The sequence below is a fragment of the Klebsiella sp. GG_Kp173 genome (genome assembly GCF_040062415.1).
Classification (GTDB): Bacteria; Pseudomonadota; Gammaproteobacteria; order Enterobacterales; family Enterobacteriaceae; genus Klebsiella; species Klebsiella quasipneumoniae.
Genome location: NZ_JBEAFZ010000004.1, coordinates 88,976 through 108,217, shown reverse-complemented (window position 1 = coordinate 108,217; position 19,242 = coordinate 88,976). Strand labels below are relative to the sequence as shown.

Below are 19,242 nucleotides of genomic sequence, written 5' to 3'. Positions count from 1 at the left end.
AAAGAATAATGGCTATCGAAATCAAAGTACCGGACATCGGGGCTGATGAAGTTGAAATCACCGAGATTCTGGTCAAAGTGGGCGACAAAGTTGAAGCTGAACAGTCGCTGATCACCGTAGAAGGCGATAAAGCCTCTATGGAAGTCCCGTCTCCGCAGGCTGGCGTCGTGAAAGAGATTAAAGTCTCCGTCGGCGACAAAACCGAGACTGGCAAACTGATTATGATTTTCGATTCCGCCGAGGGTGCAGCAGCCGCTGCACCTGCGCAGGAAGAGAAGAAAGAAGCCGCTCCGGCCGCCGCTGCTCCAGCAGCTGCCGCGGCAGCGAAAGAAGTGAACGTGCCGGACATCGGCGGTGACGAAGTTGAAGTCACTGAAATTCTGGTGAAAGTGGGCGATACCGTTGCGGCTGAGCAGTCTCTGATCACCGTCGAAGGCGATAAAGCCTCGATGGAAGTGCCGGCGCCGTTCGCGGGTACCGTGAAAGAGATCAAGATCAACACCGGCGATAAAGTGTCCACCGGCTCCCTGATCATGATCTTCGAAGTGGCGGGCGCTGCGCCTGCTGCCGCACCTGCTCAGGCCGCTGCTCCGGCGGCGGCTGCTCCAGCTGCGGCTGGCGGTGCGAAAGACGTTAACGTACCGGACATCGGCGGCGACGAAGTTGAAGTGACCGAAGTGATGGTAAAAGTCGGCGATAAAGTGGCTGCTGAGCAGTCCCTTATCACCGTCGAAGGCGACAAAGCATCTATGGAAGTGCCGGCGCCGTTCGCGGGCACCGTCAAAGAGATCAAAATCAGCACCGGCGATAAAGTCAAAACCGGCTCCCTGATCATGGTCTTTGAAGTGGAAGGCGCTGCGCCTGCCGCCGCACCGGCTCAGGCGGCTGCGCCGGCACCGGCTGCAGCTCCGGCTCAGGCCGCTAAGCCTGCCGCGGCACCGGCTGCGAAAGCGGAAGGTAAAACCGAATTCGCTGAAAACGATGCTTACGTCCACGCCACTCCGCTGATTCGCCGCCTGGCGCGCGAGTTCGGCGTTAACCTGGCGAAAGTGAAAGGCACCGGCCGTAAAGGTCGTATCCTGCGCGAAGACGTTCAGGCTTACGTGAAAGACGCTGTTAAGCGTGCTGAATCCGCACCGGCGGCTGCCGCTGGCGGCGGTATCCCGGGCATGCTGCCATGGCCGAAGGTTGACTTCAGCAAGTTCGGCGAAATCGAAGAAGTGGAGCTGGGCCGTATCCAGAAAATTTCTGGTGCCAACCTGAGCCGTAACTGGGTCATGATCCCGCACGTTACGCACTTCGATAAAACCGATATCACCGATCTGGAAGCGTTCCGTAAGCAGCAGAACGCCGAAGCTGAGAAGCGTAAACTGGACGTGAAATTCACCCCGGTTGTCTTCATCATGAAAGCCGTGGCCGCTGCGCTTGAGCAGATGCCGCGCTTCAACAGCTCGCTCTCCGAAGATGGTCAGCGTCTGACGCTGAAGAAATACATCAACATCGGTGTGGCGGTAGATACCCCGAACGGTCTGGTGGTTCCGGTCTTTAAAGACGTGAACAAGAAGAGCATCACCGAGCTGTCTCGTGAACTGACCACCATCTCGAAGAAAGCGCGCGATGGCAAACTGACGGCGGGCGAAATGCAGGGCGGTTGCTTCACCATCTCCAGCATCGGCGGCCTGGGTACCACCCACTTCGCGCCGATTGTTAATGCGCCGGAAGTGGCCATCCTCGGCGTGTCTAAGTCCGCGATGGAGCCGGTATGGAATGGTAAAGAGTTCGTGCCTCGTCTGATGTTGCCGATCTCTCTGTCCTTCGACCACCGCGTCATCGACGGTGCTGATGGTGCCCGCTTCATTACCATCATCAACAACACCCTGAGCGACATTCGCCGCCTGGTGATGTAATTGAAAAAGCCGGCCTGACGGCCGGCTTTTTTCTGATAACCTCAGGCTGTTTGGGATTATCAGCAACAAAGGACAAAATCGTTTGCCGTTTGTTGTTTAAAAATTGTTAACAATTTTGTAAAATACACGCGGATAGAACGTCCCGGTGGACTTGGGCGTAAAAATAATAGCGTCAGACCCGCCGGATATAAATTACAGAGGTCATGATGAGTACTGAAATCAAAACTCAGGTCGTGGTACTTGGGGCAGGTCCTGCAGGCTACTCTGCAGCCTTCCGTTGCGCTGATTTAGGTCTGGAAACCGTCATCGTAGAACGTTACAGCACCCTCGGTGGGGTGTGCCTGAACGTGGGTTGTATCCCTTCTAAAGCGCTGCTGCACGTGGCAAAAGTTATCGAAGAAGCGAAAGCGCTGGCCGAACACGGCATCGTTTTCGGCGAACCGAAAACTGACATTGACAAGATCCGCACCTGGAAAGAAAAAGTCATCACTCAGCTGACCGGTGGTCTGGCTGGCATGGCCAAAGGGCGTAAAGTGAAGGTGGTTAACGGTCTGGGTAAATTCACCGGCGCTAACACCCTGGAAGTGGAAGGCGAAAACGGCAAAACCGTGATCAACTTCGACAACGCCATCATCGCGGCGGGCTCCCGTCCGATTCAACTGCCATTTATTCCGCATGAAGATCCGCGCGTATGGGACTCCACCGACGCCCTGGAGCTGAAATCTGTACCGAAACGCATGCTGGTCATGGGCGGCGGTATCATCGGTCTGGAAATGGGTACCGTATACCATGCGCTGGGTTCAGAGATCGACGTGGTTGAAATGTTCGACCAGGTCATCCCGGCTGCCGATAAAGATGTGGTGAAAGTCTTCACCAAACGCATCAGCAAGAAATTCAACCTGATGCTGGAAACCAAAGTGACTGCCGTTGAAGCAAAAGAAGACGGTATTTATGTTTCCATGGAAGGCAAAAAAGCGCCGGCGGAAGCACAGCGTTACGACGCCGTGCTGGTGGCTATCGGCCGCGTACCGAACGGTAAAAACCTCGACGCAGGCAAAGCGGGCGTGGAAGTTGACGATCGTGGCTTCATCCGCGTTGACAAACAAATGCGCACCAACGTGCCGCACATCTTTGCTATCGGCGATATCGTCGGTCAGCCGATGCTGGCGCACAAAGGCGTCCACGAAGGTCACGTTGCCGCAGAAGTTATCTCCGGCCTGAAGCACTACTTCGATCCGAAAGTGATCCCATCGATCGCCTACACCGAGCCAGAAGTGGCATGGGTGGGTCTGACCGAGAAAGAAGCGAAAGAGAAAGGCATCAGCTACGAAACCGCCACCTTCCCGTGGGCTGCTTCCGGCCGTGCTATCGCTTCCGATTGCGCAGACGGTATGACCAAACTGATCTTCGACAAAGAGACCCACCGTGTTATCGGCGGCGCGATTGTCGGCACCAACGGCGGCGAGCTGCTGGGTGAGATCGGCCTGGCTATCGAGATGGGCTGTGACGCTGAAGACATCGCGCTGACCATCCACGCTCACCCGACTCTGCACGAGTCTGTTGGCCTGGCGGCAGAAGTTTTCGAAGGCAGCATCACCGACCTGCCGAACGCCAAAGCGAAGAAAAAGTAACTTTTTCTTTCAGGCAAAAAGCATAAGCGGCTCCCGGAGCCGCTTTTTTTATGCCTGATGTTTAGAACTATGTCGCTATTCATAAACCGCTACACCTCATACATACTTTGTAAATAGTCACTATGTAAACTTATAGGCAGTTAACGATATCAATGAGGTGTGTGATGAAACGCTTTTTAACCACAGCGCTGGTCGCAGCAGCGTGCTTATCCGGTGTCGCCTGCGCGGCTGACGCCACGATTCCGTGGGCGGATAACAGCGGTGGTACGGAAACGACCCATATTGCGGCGATGGGCCAGGATCTGAATGCTCAGCATCAGCAAGTGACCAAGACCAGTGAAGGAGTATGGGCGGCGAATTCCGGCAGCATCAGCGCTGACGAATCGGCATTGTCCAGTACAAAACCAGCCTTTGCCGGCGATCCGTCGCTGATGCCCCACCAGGGCTAAGTGAATGAAAACGCCCGGTTGCGTGTACGTAACCGGGCGTTTTTTATGGGTTGACCACCTGCCAGCCGGCGTCAGCGTCGGGGGCAAAGCGCGTTATCGCCTGGGCCTTTGCCGCGCTCTCTTCACCGAGATTGGCCTGATAAACGGTATCGTGCTGATCGATCATAAAGCTCATCACGCCGGTTTCCCCCCACGCCACCGGCCACGCCAGCAAGGCGACGCTCTGCTCATCTCTACCGGTGATAATGCGGAAGCGGTAGCCATGGTAGCCGCTGCCGGGAACCGTCGGGCTAAAGGCTGGCCCAAGCGGACTTGGCGCTTCGCCCGGCGAGGTGGGCCAGTACAGACCATCTTTTTTGCCTTCGCTACTGATGATTTTCTGCGCCCAGCGGTGGTTCAGTTGATAGTAATCCTGCTGGGCGTCAACGTAGGCATGCATGGCGGCTATCGCCGAAAGTTCATTACGGCCGATAGCGCGGGTGAGGATCTCTTCTTCACCAGCGGCCATATCAAAGCGCCAGCCCTGGGATGCTTTGACGATGGGGACTGGCAGCCGCCATGCTTCGCTACCGACGTCGAGCCAGGCTTTTTCACCCTGCTGCACAATCACATGTTTCACCTGCCAGTCGCGCTGGAAGCGGTCGACGGCAGTGGGGTCGATCCCGTCGGGGGGTAAAAAATGCTGCCAGTTATCGCCAAGCACTTCACTCAGCGCCGCATCATTTTGCTGGCCGATCGCCTCGGCCAGCGCGCTTGCGGCCTGCTCGGGGGTGGCATACTGCTGCTGGGCGAAGGCGGCAAGCGGCGACAGCATTAACGTGAACAGGGCAATTGGTAATGGGTTTCTCATTCTGCTCATCCTCAGCGGCGGCGTAGTTCATGGTGTTCAGAAAGACGCTCTCTGGCGCCGTCGCGCTGCTCGCGGTTTACGCTGGAAAACTGACGACTCTGCCGTCCCCGTTCCTGCTGCGCTTGCCAGGAGGGGGCGCGGCTTTCGTTGCCGCTAAGGGCGCTGGCGCGCAGATGACTGACCGTCTGCTGACGCTGGGCTGGCGTGGCAGACTGGAGCTGCTGCCGGCGCTGTTGCTGCTGCGGTGTAGTATTCTGCTCGCGGTTCTTAATGGTTTCCCTACGCTGCTGTTGCTGCGGCGTCGGGTTTTTCAACTGCGCTTTCGCCGCGTCTCGACGCTGCTGGGTCGATGTCGGCTCGCTGTCGTAACCGCGGTAGTTGCTGCGCTGGGTGGCTTGTTTCAACTGCGCCGAGGCCGCCTGACGCTGGGCATCGCGCGAGGCGGTGTTTGCCGCCAGGTTGCCCGCTGTGGCGGTCGGCGCGCTGCGCTGCTGAAGCTGGGTCATCGCCGCCTGGCGCTGCGCCTCACGATCGACCGGCGCATGCTGGGTCGCGCTCAGTCCGCCGGATACGTTGGTCTGATGAAAGCGCTGGGCGACGGTATTATCGGGGTATGGCACGTGACCGCGATAGGCGGGGTTGTGCTGCCAGTTTACGCGGTCGCCCGGCAGGTTTTGTCCGGTAATGCGGTTAAAGTTATTCACATTGATATTGATGTTATCGCCGTTATGCGAGTAATCGCCGCGGTGGTAGTCGTCATCGTGATGGTGGTGGTCATCATCATCATCCCAGTCGATGCTGCTGAACAGCGCCCAGGTGGTCGCCACGCCCAGGCTGTAACCGAAGCCTTTGACGAAGCTATCGGTAAACTGCTCCCCGGGAGGCGGCGGCAGATAGACCGGAGGATAGGCGCTGTTCGGCCAGGTACCATAGACGGTGGAGGGGTTGTAGTTGGGAACATAGACCACCTGTGGATCGGTCGGTTCTATTTTTATGACCTGCGTCGGTGCGGGCGCCGCCGCGCTGGTCGTTGACGTTGTTACCGTGCTGCTTTTCGAGGTGGAGGCCGGCGCAGGCGCCGCTGCGGCGACAATCACTTTTTGCTGCGGCGTAGATTTCAGCGTCCCTGTCTGCTGGGCGATGGCACGCAGACGCTGCACCGAGTCCATCACATCATGCGGCTGGGCCAAAAACGCATTACCGAGATTTTCCACCCAGGGCGGATTCTCGCCCATCATCGCCAGCAGGGCCGGGAAAGCGACAAGCGATTTAACGCTGGGATCCCACGGCTGGCTGGCAACAGCCTGAACGGCGGCATCCCCTTTCATGGAGGGGTTATCCTGCGACCACTGCACCGCCTGCATGACGTTGTCCGGGTAGGTGGAGGCCATCAGCACCTGCGACAGCAGACTGTCCGGATAGAGCGCGATGGGGGCAACCCACTGATCAATCTGCGCCTGGGTGTAGGTGGTGGCTACCGGCTGCGCGGCGACTGGCTGTGTGGCTGGAGTGGGGGCCGACGCAGCCTGCGCCGTCGGCTCAGTGACCGTCTCTGGAGTACGGCTTTGCACATAGAGTGTTCCCGCCGCCGCGAGTAAACCAGCGCTACAGAGCAGGGCGATAATATGGGGTTTGAACGGCAGTGACATAGAAGCTCCTGACCCAAAAAGTTACCCATCTCGCTAAAGTATCGGCGAAAACGGCGCGTTTGCTGAGTATAAGTAAGCGGTATGGCTTTTTATTGATGATTGTTGGGATCGGCCCATGGCGTTGTACGTGGAAAGGAATTTTTGTCGCGGGATTTGAACAGAAAGCCTGCAATATCCTGCCCTTAACGATTCAGCTAAATTTTAATGTTGCTTTTTTGTAAACAGATTAACACCTTTCAAAAATCCTGCTATGCTGCCGACGCGGTATCGGGCATTTACCCTACAAACTGCTGTCTCACAGGAGCGTGAAGAAAATCGCCCAGCCACTAAATCCTTCAAGATGCGTCAAGGCGGCAAACTGCCAATACCGAAGCAGATTGATTGAAGACGTGTAGGCCGCATTATGACAATGAGAAGCGAGGAGAACCGTCGTGCTAGAAGAATACCGTAAGCACGTAGCTGAGCGTGCCGCCATGGGGATTGTTGCCAAACCCTTAGATGCAACCCAAATGGCCGCGCTGGTAGAACTGCTGAAAAACCCGCCTGCGGGCGAAGAAGAATTCCTGTTAGACCTGCTGATTAATCGTGTACCGCCGGGCGTTGACGAAGCCGCCTATGTTAAAGCTGGATTCCTTGCCGCGATCGCCAAAGGCGAAGCGTCCTCCCCCCTGGTTACCCCTGAAAAAGCCGTTGAACTGCTGGGCACCATGCAGGGCGGTTACAATATCCACCCGCTGATCGATGCCCTGGACGACGCGAAACTGGCGCCGATCGCCGCGAAAGCGCTCTCCCATACCCTGCTGATGTTCGATAACTTCTACGACGTGGAAGAGAAAGCGAAAGCAGGTAACGAGCACGCAAAACAGGTCATGCAATCCTGGGCCGACGCTGAGTGGTTCCTGAACCGCCCGCAGCTGGCAGAAAAAATCACCGTTACCGTTTTCAAGGTGACTGGCGAAACGAACACCGATGACCTGTCTCCGGCGCCGGATGCCTGGTCGCGACCGGATATCCCGCTGCACGCCCTGGCGATGCTGAAAAACGCCCGCGAAGGCATTGAACCGGATCAGCCGGGCGTGGTTGGCCCGATCAAACAGATCGAAGCCCTGCAGCAGAAAGGCTACCCGCTGGCCTACGTTGGCGACGTGGTCGGGACCGGCTCTTCACGTAAATCGGCCACCAACTCGGTGCTGTGGTTTATGGGCGACGATATCCCGAACGTGCCGAACAAGCGTGGCGGCGGCCTGTGCCTGGGCGGCAAAATCGCGCCAATCTTCTTCAACACCATGGAAGATGCAGGCGCGCTGCCTATCGAAGTGGATGTGTCAAACCTGAACATGGGCGACGTGATTGACGTTTACCCGTTCAAAGGCGAAGTGCGTAACCACGAAACCAACGAACTGCTGGCCAGCTTCGAGCTGAAAACCGATGTGCTGATCGATGAAGTGCGCGCCGGCGGCCGTATCCCGCTGATCATTGGTCGCGGTTTGACTACCAAAGCGCGCGAAGCGCTGGGTCTGCCGCACAGCGATGTCTTCCGTCAGGCGAAAGACGTGGCGGAAAGCACCCGCGGCTTCTCTCTGGCGCAGAAAATGGTTGGCCGCGCCTGCGGCGTTGCCGGTATCCGTCCGGGCGCCTACTGCGAGCCGAAAATGACCTCCGTCGGTTCTCAGGACACCACCGGTCCAATGACCCGTGATGAACTGAAAGACCTGGCGTGCCTGGGCTTCTCCGCTGACCTGGTGATGCAGTCCTTCTGCCACACCGCAGCCTATCCGAAGCCGGTTGACGTCACCACGCACCATACTCTGCCGGACTTCATTATGAACCGCGGCGGCGTCTCACTGCGTCCGGGCGATGGCGTTATCCACTCCTGGCTGAACCGCATGCTGCTGCCGGATACCGTGGGTACCGGCGGCGACTCCCATACCCGTTTCCCCATCGGGATCTCCTTCCCGGCGGGCTCTGGTCTGGTGGCCTTCGCCGCCGCGACCGGCGTGATGCCGCTGGATATGCCGGAATCGGTGCTGGTGCGTTTCAAAGGTAAAATGCAGCCGGGGATTACGCTGCGCGACCTGGTTCACGCTATCCCGCTGTACGCCATCAAGCAGGGCCTGCTGACCGTTGAGAAGAAAGGTAAGAAAAACATCTTCTCTGGCCGCATCCTTGAGATTGAAGGCCTGCCGGATCTGAAAGTGGAGCAGGCGTTCGAGCTGACCGATGCCTCTGCTGAACGTTCTGCTGCAGGTTGCACCATCAAGCTGAACAAAGAGCCGATCGTTGAGTATCTGAACTCCAACATCGTCCTGCTGAAGTGGATGATTGCCGAAGGCTACGGCGATCGCCGCACTCTGGAGCGTCGTATTCAGGGTATGGAAAAATGGCTGGCGGATCCACAGCTGCTGGAAGCCGATGCTGACGCGGAATACGCGGCAGTAATCGACATCGATTTGGCGGATATCAAAGAGCCGATCCTGTGCGCGCCGAACGATCCGGACGATGCCCGCCTGCTGTCTGATGTGCAGGGCGAGAAGATCGACGAAGTGTTCATCGGCTCCTGCATGACCAACATCGGCCACTTCCGTGCCGCCGGTAAGTTGCTGGACAGCCACAAAGGCCAACTGCCGACTCGCCTGTGGGTGGCGCCGCCAACCCGTATGGACGCCGCGCAGCTGACCGAAGAAGGTTACTACAGCGTATTTGGTAAGAGCGGAGCGCGTATCGAAATCCCTGGCTGTTCCCTGTGTATGGGTAACCAGGCGCGCGTGGCCGACGGCGCGACGGTGGTTTCCACCTCTACCCGTAACTTCCCGAACCGTTTAGGTACCGGCGCTAACGTCTATCTGGCCTCTGCCGAGCTGGCGGCGGTAGCTTCTCTGCTCGGTAAATTGCCGACGCCGGAAGAGTACCAGACCTTCGTGGCGCAGGTGGATAAGACAGCGGAAGATACCTATCGCTATCTGAACTTCAACCAGCTGGATCAGTACACTGAAAAAGCTGACGGCGTGATCTTCCAGACCGCGGTGTAAAACCATTCGGTCAGCCCAGCTGACCGTTTGGCTACAAACTCCTCAATGCCCGGTGAACATTGCATCACCGGGCATTTTTATTTCTAAACCTCCTGCCTGTTACGCTTTTTTTCTTTCGGTCTGCTGCGATAATTACTCCATGGGTACAGTGCAGCGGTGACGCATTGCCCTTGCAGAGGAAAAGACTATGGACTACGAATTTCTGCGCGATATTACCGGAGTGGTAAAGGTGCGAATGTCGATGGATCACGAGGCGATTGGCCACTGGTTCAACGAGGAGGTGAAAGACAATCTTGCTCTGCTTGACGAAGTGGAGCAGGCTGCGCGCACCGTGAAAGGCAGTGAACGTTCCTGGCAGCGTGCCGGACATGAATATACGCTGTGGCTGGATGGTGAAGAGGTGATGATCCGCGCCAATCAGCTGGAATTTTCCGGCGACGAAATCGAGGAGGGGATGAGCTACTACGATGAAGAAAGCCTCTCTCTGTGCGGCATTGAGGATTTCCTGCAGGTAGTTGCCGCCTATCGTGAGTTTATGCAGCAGCGTTGATGACTTATTTTGCGCCGGGCTGCGGAAAAGCGTAGCCTTGCTAAGCGTCGCGTGCGCAGGGCACATCCCCGGGTCGCGACGAGTACCTTGCCCCGGCTACCAGCCGGCGCAGAACCCAGGCCCGGCAAGCACAAGCGCCGCCGGGCATTTGAGGCATTACACGGCAGGAATATTGCGGCCGTAGTAAATCTCGCGCATCTCTTTCCACAGCAGGTCGGTAATGACCTTGCGCTCTTCAGCGGTCAACTCTTCCGGTCGGGTATGGAACATGTAGTGCTTAAGGTCAAACTCCTTGAGCAACATTTTGGTATGGAAGATATTTTCCTGGTAAACGTTGACGTCGACCATGTCATACAGCGACTTCATATCGTCAGACATAAAGTTCTGAATTGAGTTGATTTCATGATCGATAAAATGCTTCATCCCATTGATGTCGCGGGTAAAGCCGCGCACGCGGTAGTCAATGGTTACAATGTCCGATTCCAGCTGGTGGATCAGATAATTCAGCGCTTTGAGCGGTGAAATAACCCCGCAGGTAGAGACTTCGATATCGGCGCGGAAGGTGCACAGACCGCCTTCCGGGTGGCTCTCCGGATAGGTATGCACGCAGATATGGCTTTTATCGAGATGGGCGACCACGGTTTCAGGTAGCGGGCCGGGGTGTTCGGTCTGGTCGATAAGCCGCGGGTCGACGGGCTCTTCGCTAACCAGAATGGTCACGCTGGCGCCCTGGGGTTCATAATCCTGGCGGGCGATATTCAGGATATTAGCGCCAATAATAGAGCAGGTTTCGGTCAGGATCTCTGTCAGGCGATTGGCGTTATAGAGTTCGTCGATATAGGCGATGTAGCCGTCGCGCTCTTCTGCCGTTTTGGCGTAACAGATATCGTAGATACAAAAACTCAGGCTTTTGGTCAGGTTGTTAAAGCCGTGCAGCTTCAATTTTTTCAATTTAGTTCACCCCCTTATTTCGCTTCACGGTGCGGACAGAGCATCATGCAGATATTGTGGTAAGGCGAAGGCCGCCGTATGGATTGCCGGATTGTAGTAACGGCAGGTCAGGTTGGCTTTGTGAAAGCGCGCCTGAATGATTTCGCTGGAAAGATGGCGCAGCGCCTCGTTGTCGCTCGCCCAGGCAAAGGTCATGATCCCGCCGTAATAGGTCGGAATTGCCGCCTGGTAGAAGCTGACGTCGCGAAAATAGTGGCTCAGCTTACGATGACTGCCCACCGCTTCGTCCTGCTGCAAGAAGCAGACGCCGTTCTGTGCAACGAAAATTCCTCCCGGCTTCAGGCAGCGTTTGCAGCCTTCATAAAAAGCCGAGGTGAAGAGGCTTTCCCCCGGGCCGATAGGATCGGTACAGTCCGAAATGATCACGTCAAACGTTTGCGTCGTCTGGTTAACAAAATTGACGCCATCATCAATCACCAGCGTAAAGCGCGGATCGTCATAGGCGCCGGCGCTATGGTTGGGCAGGTATTGGCGGCAGAATGAGACCACTCCGGCGTCGATTTCCACCATGGTGATACTTTCGATGCTGCGGTGACGAGAGACTTCGCGCAGCATCGCGCCATCGCCGCCGCCGATGATCAGGACATGCTTCGCGTTGCCGTGAGCCAACAGCGGCACGTGGGTCATCATTTCGTGATAGATAAACTCATCGCGTTCGGTGGTCTGCACGACGCCATCCAGCGCCATTACCCGGCCAAAGGCGCGGTTGTCAAAGATGATCAGATCCTGATGATCGGTTTTTTCGTGGTACAGCACGTTATCAACGCTAAAGTACTGACCAAAATGGTCATGCAGCGTTTCATGCCACAGTGGATTATCGGCCACGGTGAGGCTCCTCCTTCGTTAACATCTGTTACACCCGTAAAACGAGTGCAACATCATAGACAACTATAGATGAGGATGCACGGCGGTTATTGCAGCAATGCGGCAGGAATAACAGCACCGCCCGGAGAGGGCGGTGGGGGGACGGGACTATTTTGTCGGCGCGGGTTGGCTATCCACTATCCGCACGGAATAGACCATGGTGGCGCCTGGGGGGATCTTTGGTGGCAACCCTTTACTGCCATAGGCTTTGTCGGGCGGGACGACCAGCGTCACGGAGCCGTGGTTCTGCAGGCGCTTTAGCGGGCCGCGAAATACCGGGGGATAAGCATCCAGTTTCTGGGTGAGCGCCTGATCTTTCGCCTCCATATCATTGATCACCGTCCCGTCCGTCAGCATCTCTTTGATCACCACAGTCACCAGGTCGTTGCCGCTAATTTTTCCTTTGCCCGGGTAATCGATACGGCTGTAGACGCCCTCTTTAAAGACGACATCTTTTTTGCGCGCAAACGCCTGTTGGTATTTCTTACCGGCACTGATGTTTTTCTGCTCGATTTTATTCAGGTTCTGGAAAACCTGCTGGGAAATATCAAACAACGCTTGATTACGCTCCTGTTCTTCCAGGCGAAGTTGGCCGCTGAAGGCATCCTCGATGCCCTGCAGCACCAGGTCGGCGTCGACGTTAATTCCCTGAGTACGACGGGTAGTGAGGACATTAAGCGCCTCTGTACCCATCGAGGCGCCGATGGCGTAAGCCTGCTGTTCACCTGGTGCGCTAAGTTTGGCGGCGGTTTTGCCGGAGCTATTTCTGGGCTGGGTCGCCAGCTGTGTCCGCAGCAGCTGGATTTCATCCTCTTTCATCCGTAGCTGGGCATTATCTTTGTCCGCCTGCAGGCGATAGGCTGCCACTATGGCCGCCGTCTCGGGGGGCTCATCTTTTGCCGCCACGGCGGCATCGGCGCGGCTCGATGGCGCTTTTTCCACCGCGGCGAGCCGGTTAGCCAGCGACTGCTTATCGGCGTTAAGGGCTTTAACCTGATCAAGGGCGGTCTGCTGCGTCTTCTCTGTCGCGGCGAGCCGGTTAGCCAGCGTCTGCTTATCGGCGTTAAGGACTTTGACCTGATCAAGGGCGGTCTGCTGCGTCTTTTCTGCCGCGGCGAGCCGGTTAACCAGCGACTGCTTATCGGCATTAAGGGCTTTGACCTGATCAAGAGCGGTCTGCTGCGTCTTCTCTGCCGCGGCGAGCCGGTTTGTCAGCGACTGCTTATCGGCGTTAAGGGTTTTAACCTGGTCGAGGGCGGTCTGCTGCGTCTTCTCTGCCGCGGCGAGCCGGTTAGCCAGCGACTGCTTATCGGCGTTAAGGGCTTTGATCTGCTCGAGAGCGGTCTGCTTCTCTTTTTCCATCACGGCCAGCCGGGTGGTTAACGACTGCTTGTCGGCGGCGAGGGCTTTTGCGTGGTCAGGAGCGGCCTGCTGCGCTTTTTCCATCGCGGCCAACCGGGTAGCGAGCGTCTGTTTATCCGTATTCAGAGCGGTGAGGCTGGCGCTGAGCCGTTTATTTTCAGCTTCGGCTTGCTGAAGTTGTGACGTTAATTGTTGGATCTGCTGCAGCGCGGTGGCCTGACTTTGCTGCAGAATAGTATTCTGGGCTGTGCTTTCTTTTTTTATTAACGCCTCATTTTTCGCGGTGGCGGCGGTTAAGGCGACCTGTAATTCTTTTATTTTGTTATTTAATGCCGCTTGCTCATTTGCGATGGAGGTTTCGGTGGCCGGAGTGTTAGCAAGCTGTTTTTTTAATTGCTGAATAGTTTTATCTTTTTGTTCAATGGTCGCCTGCTGGCTGGCGATTCTTTTTTGCAATTGTGCGGTATTAGGCGTCTTTTTTTTATTATCCGCATTTTGACGATCGCCTGACGTTTGCTTTGCGGTTGCAGTATCGCTTTTTTCATGCGCCTGGGTTTGCTGCTGGGCGTAGTCAAGAAACGCCGGCGCGGCGCCGGCGAAGAACGGTGTTGAAAGCGCCAGCGCCGCGACGAGCATCAGCAGGGGCGCGTTGAGGGTCAGCGTGGCGGCTCTGTTCATGGCTGTTTGCTTTCACCCCGCTGTACCAGGCTATCGATCAGCGTTTTCTGGATATCGGCGCATAGTTTGATGGATTTAAACTGATACATGGAGTCAATGCCAAGCCGGGTGGGATCCGCCACTTTCTCGCGCACGCTGTTGTATTGTGATGCCGCACGCACTAAGGCATTGAAGTCATTGCTGAGTTTGGTTGCCTGCTGTGGGTTAACCTCTTTTAGCGAGTCCAGCGCCTGTCGGCAGGATTCAATACGCGCTTGTTCGCTAGCCGCGCGCTCCTGCTCTACCTGCTGCTGTGACGTTAGAGGAGTGGTGAGCGGTTTTACCTGCTGGCGAGAGGCGGTATTGCTACAGCCGGCTAATAACATAGCGGCGAGTGGAATAATACGAAGAGTCAGCGAGATATTCACAATTTCAGTCCATGAAGTAGATATATTTTCAACGGATTCTAAAAGGCTGTTTTTTATTTTGCAATATATCACTAGGGATATTTTATTGTTTTTTTCTGGAAAGGCTGTTAGTACGGGTTTAATTTATTTATTGGATTGATGTATTGCGATATATATAAGGTTTATTTTATATAAAATAATAATGGTAAATATTAGAGGCGGGTGAGGAGGGGAAAAGCGCGGCGCGTTGCCGCCCGCGCGGGAAATTATTTGACGTAAGCCAGCAGGCTAAGTGAATCGCGGGCCAGCGCTTTACATTTTTTCGCCGTCGGAAGGTTAATGCCGCTGAGATCGCGATAGCTGTCTTCGCCAAGCGCTTTCATGTTGTAGCTGTCGTAGTTGCTCAGGTCCCACTGGTTCTGTTGGGCAAAGAACACCAGGGCGCGCCGGATCTGCGTGTTGGGCAGGTTCTGGTAGCCACAGTCATTTTTCAGAAACACAAAAACCGCGGTTAAATCAGCCATGTCTTCCGCTTCGGATTCGCTGAGCGCGTAGCTGTTGGCGGAGAGAGTAAGCAGGCTGCCGAGTACCATTGTTCTGAAAAGCGTCTTCATTTTTTCTACCGTTAGATCACCGACGCTTCAAATTAGCATACTTCTTTACACAGCGCCGATCTTTATTCTCACTCTTCTGCTTGACCTTCCCGTTACGGTAGGGTTTAAGCTCAAATATTCGCCCGCAGAATAAAAGGATGTGAATATGCAACGTCGAGACTTCCTCAAACTGACCGCCGCAGTCAGCATGGCCAGCGCGTTACCGCTTTGGAGCCGTGCGGTCTTTGCAGCCAGTCGCCCGGCCCTGCCGGTACCGTCGCTGTTGACGGCCGATGCGCGCAACCGTATCGCGCTGTCCATCCAGGCGGGCAAAACGCAGTTTGGCGCGATGAACGCCACCACCTGGGGGTATAACGGCTCGCTGCTGGGGCCCGCGCTGCAGCTGACGCAGGGGAAGACCATCACGGTGGACATTACTAACCAGCTGGCAGAAGAGACCACGCTGCACTGGCATGGTCTGGAGGTACCGGGCGAGGTCGACGGGGGACCGCAGGGGGTTATCGCCCCGGGCTCCACTCGGACGGTGAGCTTCACGCCAACGCAACGGGCGGCCACCTGCTGGTTTCACCCCCATCAGCACGGGACCACCGGTCGGCAGGTGGCGATGGGGCTGGCGGGGCTGGTGCTGATCGAGGATGAAGAGAGCGGACGCCTGCTGTTGCCGAAGCAGTGGGGAATCGATGATGTACCGGTTATCGTACAGGACAAGAAGTTTACCGCCGCTGGCGAAATTGATTATCAGCTGGATGTCATGAGCGCCGCCGTCGGCTGGTTTGGCGATACGCTGTTGACCAATGGCGCTCTCTATCCTGAACATGCCGCCCCGCGCGGCTGGCTACGTCTGCGCTTGCTGAACGGCTGTAATGCCCGTTCCCTCAATTTTGCGACCAGTGATAAGCGCCCGCTGTACGTGGTGGCCAGCGACGGCGGTCTGCTGGCGGAGCCGGTGAAGGTCAATGAACTGCCGGTCTTGATGGGGGAGCGTTTTGAGGTGCTGGTGGACACCAGCGACGGTAAACCTTTTGATCTGGTGACCCTGCCGGTGAGCCAGATGGGCATGGCCATTGCGCCTTTCGATAAACCACAGCCGGTACTGCGCGTCCAGCCGCTGGTTATTCCTGCCTCAGGTAAGCTGCTGGATACCCTGGCCGCTCTGCCGGCGCTACCGTCCCTGACGGGGCTGACGCAGCGTCAGCTCCAGCTGTCGATGGATCCGATGCTTGACAGGATGGGCATGCAGGCGCTGATGGAGAAATATGGCGATCAGGCGATGGCCGGAATGGATCACGGCATGATGGGGCACGGCGGGATGGGCGACATGGGGAGTATGCACCACGGCGACATGAGCAACATGAACCACGGGTCCGGCATGAATCATGGTATGTCGTCGGCTAAGGGGTTTGATTTCCATAACGCCAACCGCATCAACGGCAAAGCCTTCGACATGAATGTGCCGATGTTTGCCGCCGCCAGAGGAGAGTATGAACGCTGGGTCATCTCCGGCAAGGGCGACATGATGCTACATCCGTTCCACATTCACGGCACCCAGTTCCGCATCCTTAGCGAAAACGGCAAGCCGCCAGCGGCGCATCGTAGCGGCTGGAAAGACACCGTTCGTGTGGAAGGGGACGTGAGTGAAGTATTAGTGAAGTTTGATCATCCGGCGCCGAAGGAGTTTGCCTATATGGCCCACTGCCACCTGCTGGAACATGAAGACACCGGGATGATGATGGGATTCACGGTTTAGGGCGGTATAGCCCTGGCGCGTGGAAATAGGGGATAAAGACAAAAAAAACGGCAACTTTCGTTGCCGTTTTGCGTTTTATTTCGCCTCATCCGGGAGCGCATAGGCGACGATATAATCGCCCATTTTTGTACCGAACGAGCCGTGACCGCCGGCAGAGATGACAACATACTGTTTGCCATTCACTTCGTAAGTCATCGGAGTCGCCTGGCCGCCGGCTGGCAGACGGGCTTCCCACAGTTTCTCACCATTGCTCATATTGTACGCGCGCAGGTAGTTATCCGCGGTCGCGCCGATGAACAGGACGTTACCCGCCGTGGAGATCGGCCCACCCAGCATCGGCATACCCATGGTGAACGGCAGTTTCACCGGCATCGGGAACGGCAGGCTATCCTGCGGAGTACCGATACGTTTTTTCCATACCACTTCGTTGGTTTTTAGATCCAGCGCGGAGATATAGCCCCATGCCGGCTGTTTGCACGGCAGGCCGAACGGCGACAGGAACGGGTTCAGGGTGACGCCGTAAGGGACACCGTACTGCGGCTGCACGCCGGACTCGGTGCCTGAGCCTTTCGCATCTTTCGGCGGTTCCATTGGGTTGCCCGGGCCGCGTGGGATCAGTTTAGAGACGAACGGCAGCGCCATTGGGTTGGCGATAGCCACCTGACGGTTCGGATCGACGGAGATACCGCCCCATTCAAACATCCCCAGGTTACCCGGGAAGACGAGGGTGCCCTGCTCAGACGGCGGGGTAAAGATACCTTCATAGCGCATCTGGTGGAAAATCACGCGGCACACCAGCTGGTCGAACATGGTGGCGCCCCACATGTCCGCGCCGGTCAGATCTTTCTTCGGACGGAAGCTCAGATCGGAGAAGGGCTGGGTTTTGGCCACATAATCGCCTTTGGCGGCGCCCTGCGGGACCGGTTTTTCCGGGGCCGGGACCACCAGCTCGCCGTTACGACGATCCAGCACGAAGATGTTGCCGGTTTTCGCCGGAGCATAGATGACCGGCACGGTTTTGCCATTGACTTCAATGTCAGCCAGCGTCGGCTGAGAAGGCATGTCCATATCCCACAGGTCGTGGTGGACGGTCTGGTAGCTCCAGGCCAGTTTACCGGTGGTGGCGTTCAGCGCGACAATCGAGCTGGCATAGCGCTCTTGCTCCGGCGTGCGGTTGCCGCCCCAGATATCCGGAGTGGTCACGCCCATCGGCAGATAGACCAGATCCAGTTTGGCGTCGTAGGCGGCAGGCGCCCAGGAGTTCGGTGAGTTGAGCGTGAAGTGATGCTCATCGCTTGGGATGGCGTTCGGATCTTTCGCGCCTGGATCGAAGGCCCACAGCAGTTTCCCGGTATTCACATCAAAACCGCGGATCACGCCTGACGGCTCACGGGTAGAGAAGTTATCGGTAACTGCGCCGGCAATCACGATGGTCTTATCGGTGATAATCGGCGGGGAAGTGGGTTCATACATGCCCGGCGTGGTCACTGGCATGTTGGTCTGCAGGTTGAGAATACCTTTGTTGGCAAAGGTTTCGCACAGCTTACCGTTGTCGGCGTTTACTGCGAACAGGCGACCATCGTTCACCGGCAGGATAATGCGGCGCGGACAGTCGGCCACGACGTCAGCAGGGGCGTTATCCGCTTTCGCTTCGTGATACGAGACACCGCGGCAGGTGACGTGCTGGAATGACGGGTCGGCGTTCAGTTGCGGGTCAAAATGCCACTTCTCTTTACCGGTGGCGGCGTCAAGCGCGAACAGGCGCTGATGGGCGGTACACAGGAAGAGCGTGTCGCCGACTTTAATCGGTGTCACTTCGTTAGTGATTTCACCCGGATCGTTCGGCTGTTTCAGGTCGCCGGTGCGGAACACCCAGGCTTCCTTCAGGTTCTTCACGTTGTCGGCATTAATCTGCTTCAGCGGGGAGAAGCGCTGACCTTCCTGGTTGCGGCCATAGGCCGGCCAGTCGCCGTCGGCAACGTTGGAGATCGGCGCGGCCGGGGTGGCGTCGGCGCTCAGGGTGCCGTTGATCTCCTGCGGGTCGTTAAAACCAGCCCAGGTCAGCATGCCGCCGCTGATCAGCAGGGCGACGACCAGCGCGCCTACGGCGCCAGCGGAAGGCACCGGCAGACGACGCCAGACAAAAGGCAGGATTAGCCAGATACCAAAGAAGACGAGGATGTCGCTACGCGGCGTCAGCGCCCAGAAGTCGAAGCCGACTTCCCAGACGCCCCAGATCATGGTCGCCAGCAGCAGCGCGGCGTACAGCCACAGCGCAGCGCGCTTGCCGCGCAGCAGCATCACGGTCACGCCCAGCATCACCAGACCGGCGATGGGGTAGTACCAGGAGCCGCCAAGCACGACCAGCCATGCTCCGCCGATTAAAAGATAGAGGCCGCAGAACGCTGCAAATAGCGCAGTCAGCGTCACCAGGAGCCTTGATTGTTGAGACTTTGTTTCAGCCATAGAAAGTTACTCATGTGTTTGTTAATTTTTTAACTGCAATTAATTATAG

At 56.8% G+C, this 19,242-nt stretch carries 14 protein-coding genes; 6 read left to right on the top strand and 8 right to left on the bottom strand.

Features of this window, described 5'->3' with window-relative positions:
* The first annotated feature begins 8 nt into the window (after positions 1-8).
* The 3 genes from aceF (at position 9) to ABLU50_RS04660 (ending at position 3,987) form a co-directional block, all read left to right on the top strand.
* Complete coding sequence (gene aceF, locus ABLU50_RS04670; RefSeq protein ID WP_053810760.1) at positions 9-1,907, top strand: pyruvate dehydrogenase complex dihydrolipoyllysine-residue acetyltransferase; 1,899 nt, start codon at positions 9-11, stop codon at positions 1,905-1,907.
* Positions 1,908-2,113: 206 nt separating this feature from the next.
* Positions 2,114-3,538 carry a dihydrolipoyl dehydrogenase gene (lpdA, locus tag ABLU50_RS04665; protein ID WP_002888731.1) on the top strand — a complete coding sequence of 475 codons (1,425 nt, stop codon included), beginning with the start codon at positions 2,114-2,116 and terminating at the stop codon, positions 3,536-3,538.
* Between the two features lie 164 nt (positions 3,539-3,702).
* On the top strand, positions 3,703-3,987 hold the full coding sequence (locus ABLU50_RS04660; RefSeq protein ID WP_004204367.1) for a hypothetical protein: 285 nt from the start codon (positions 3,703-3,705) through the stop codon (positions 3,985-3,987).
* Between the two features lie 43 nt (positions 3,988-4,030).
* Here ABLU50_RS04660 and ABLU50_RS04655 read toward each other — a convergent pair whose 3' ends face one another.
* Complete coding sequence (locus tag ABLU50_RS04655) at positions 4,031-4,837, bottom strand: DUF2950 family protein (RefSeq protein WP_017901170.1); 807 nt, start codon at positions 4,835-4,837, stop codon at positions 4,031-4,033.
* A gap of 11 nt (positions 4,838-4,848) precedes the next feature.
* A complete protein-coding gene (locus tag ABLU50_RS04650) occupies positions 4,849-6,486 on the bottom strand; it encodes a DUF3300 domain-containing protein (protein ID WP_087833100.1) in 1,638 nt (545 codons plus the stop codon).
* A 431-nt stretch (positions 6,487-6,917) separates the two neighbouring features.
* Here ABLU50_RS04650 and acnB point away from each other — a divergent pair, with 431 nt between their 5' ends.
* Both acnB and yacL read left to right on the top strand, forming a co-directional pair.
* Positions 6,918-9,515, top strand: a complete 2,598-nt coding sequence (acnB, locus tag ABLU50_RS04645; RefSeq protein WP_017901168.1) for a bifunctional aconitate hydratase 2/2-methylisocitrate dehydratase — start codon at positions 6,918-6,920, stop codon at positions 9,513-9,515.
* A gap of 187 nt (positions 9,516-9,702) precedes the next feature.
* Entirely contained in the window at positions 9,703-10,065 is a 363-nt protein-coding gene (gene yacL / locus ABLU50_RS04640) for a protein YacL (protein ID WP_023319739.1), read from the top strand.
* Positions 10,066-10,221: 156 nt separating this feature from the next.
* Here yacL and speD read toward each other — a convergent pair whose 3' ends face one another.
* The 5 genes from speD to ABLU50_RS04615 form a co-directional block, all read right to left on the bottom strand.
* Positions 10,222-11,016, bottom strand: coding sequence for an adenosylmethionine decarboxylase (gene speD, locus ABLU50_RS04635; RefSeq protein WP_023319740.1), 795 nt, complete (start codon positions 11,014-11,016; stop codon positions 10,222-10,224).
* A 24-nt stretch (positions 11,017-11,040) separates the two neighbouring features.
* A complete protein-coding gene (gene speE / locus ABLU50_RS04630) occupies positions 11,041-11,901 on the bottom strand; it encodes a polyamine aminopropyltransferase (RefSeq protein ID WP_032455562.1) in 861 nt (286 codons plus the stop codon).
* A gap of 147 nt (positions 11,902-12,048) precedes the next feature.
* A complete protein-coding gene (locus tag ABLU50_RS04625) occupies positions 12,049-13,302 on the bottom strand; it encodes an FKBP-type peptidyl-prolyl cis-trans isomerase N-terminal domain-containing protein (RefSeq protein WP_348864593.1) in 1,254 nt (417 codons plus the stop codon).
* A 674-nt stretch (positions 13,303-13,976) separates the two neighbouring features.
* Positions 13,977-14,387, bottom strand: a complete 411-nt coding sequence (locus ABLU50_RS04620; RefSeq protein WP_087833098.1) for a hypothetical protein — start codon at positions 14,385-14,387, stop codon at positions 13,977-13,979.
* A gap of 245 nt (positions 14,388-14,632) precedes the next feature.
* On the bottom strand, positions 14,633-14,980 hold the full coding sequence (locus tag ABLU50_RS04615) for a YacC family pilotin-like protein (protein WP_004204381.1): 348 nt from the start codon (positions 14,978-14,980) through the stop codon (positions 14,633-14,635).
* A gap of 145 nt (positions 14,981-15,125) precedes the next feature.
* Between ABLU50_RS04615 and cueO the strand changes: the two genes are divergently transcribed.
* Entirely contained in the window at positions 15,126-16,727 is a 1,602-nt protein-coding gene (gene cueO / locus ABLU50_RS04610) for a multicopper oxidase CueO (RefSeq protein ID WP_087833097.1), read from the top strand.
* A gap of 75 nt (positions 16,728-16,802) precedes the next feature.
* Here the strand turns inward: cueO and ABLU50_RS04605 are convergent, their stop codons facing one another.
* Positions 16,803-19,193, bottom strand: coding sequence for a glucose/quinate/shikimate family membrane-bound PQQ-dependent dehydrogenase (locus ABLU50_RS04605; RefSeq protein WP_023319745.1), 2,391 nt, complete (start codon positions 19,191-19,193; stop codon positions 16,803-16,805).
* Positions 19,194-19,242: the final 49 nt, after the last annotated feature.

What these genes read in the sequence shown, in the direction of transcription:
- aceF (WP_053810760.1), top strand. Translation starts at nt 9, where the DNA reads ATGGCTATCGAAATCAAAGTACCGGACATCGGGGCTGATGAAGTTGAA.
- lpdA (WP_002888731.1), top strand. Translation starts at nt 2,114, where the DNA reads ATGAGTACTGAAATCAAAACTCAGGTCGTGGTACTTGGGGCAGGTCCT.
- ABLU50_RS04660 (WP_004204367.1), top strand. Translation starts at nt 3,703, where the DNA reads ATGAAACGCTTTTTAACCACAGCGCTGGTCGCAGCAGCGTGCTTATCC.
- ABLU50_RS04655 (WP_017901170.1), bottom strand. Translation starts at nt 4,837, where the DNA reads ATGAGAAACCCATTACCAATTGCCCTGTTCACGTTAATGCTGTCGCCG.
- ABLU50_RS04650 (WP_087833100.1), bottom strand. Translation starts at nt 6,486, where the DNA reads ATGTCACTGCCGTTCAAACCCCATATTATCGCCCTGCTCTGTAGCGCT.
- yacL (WP_023319739.1), top strand. Translation starts at nt 9,703, where the DNA reads ATGGACTACGAATTTCTGCGCGATATTACCGGAGTGGTAAAGGTGCGA.
- ABLU50_RS04625 (WP_348864593.1), bottom strand. Translation starts at nt 13,302, where the DNA reads ATGGAAAAAGAGAAGCAGACCGCTCTCGAGCAGATCAAAGCCCTTAAC.
- ABLU50_RS04615 (WP_004204381.1), bottom strand. Translation starts at nt 14,980, where the DNA reads ATGAAGACGCTTTTCAGAACAATGGTACTCGGCAGCCTGCTTACTCTC.
- cueO (WP_087833097.1), top strand. Translation starts at nt 15,126, where the DNA reads ATGCAACGTCGAGACTTCCTCAAACTGACCGCCGCAGTCAGCATGGCC.
- ABLU50_RS04605 (WP_023319745.1), bottom strand. Translation starts at nt 19,193, where the DNA reads ATGGCTGAAACAAAGTCTCAACAATCAAGGCTCCTGGTGACGCTGACT.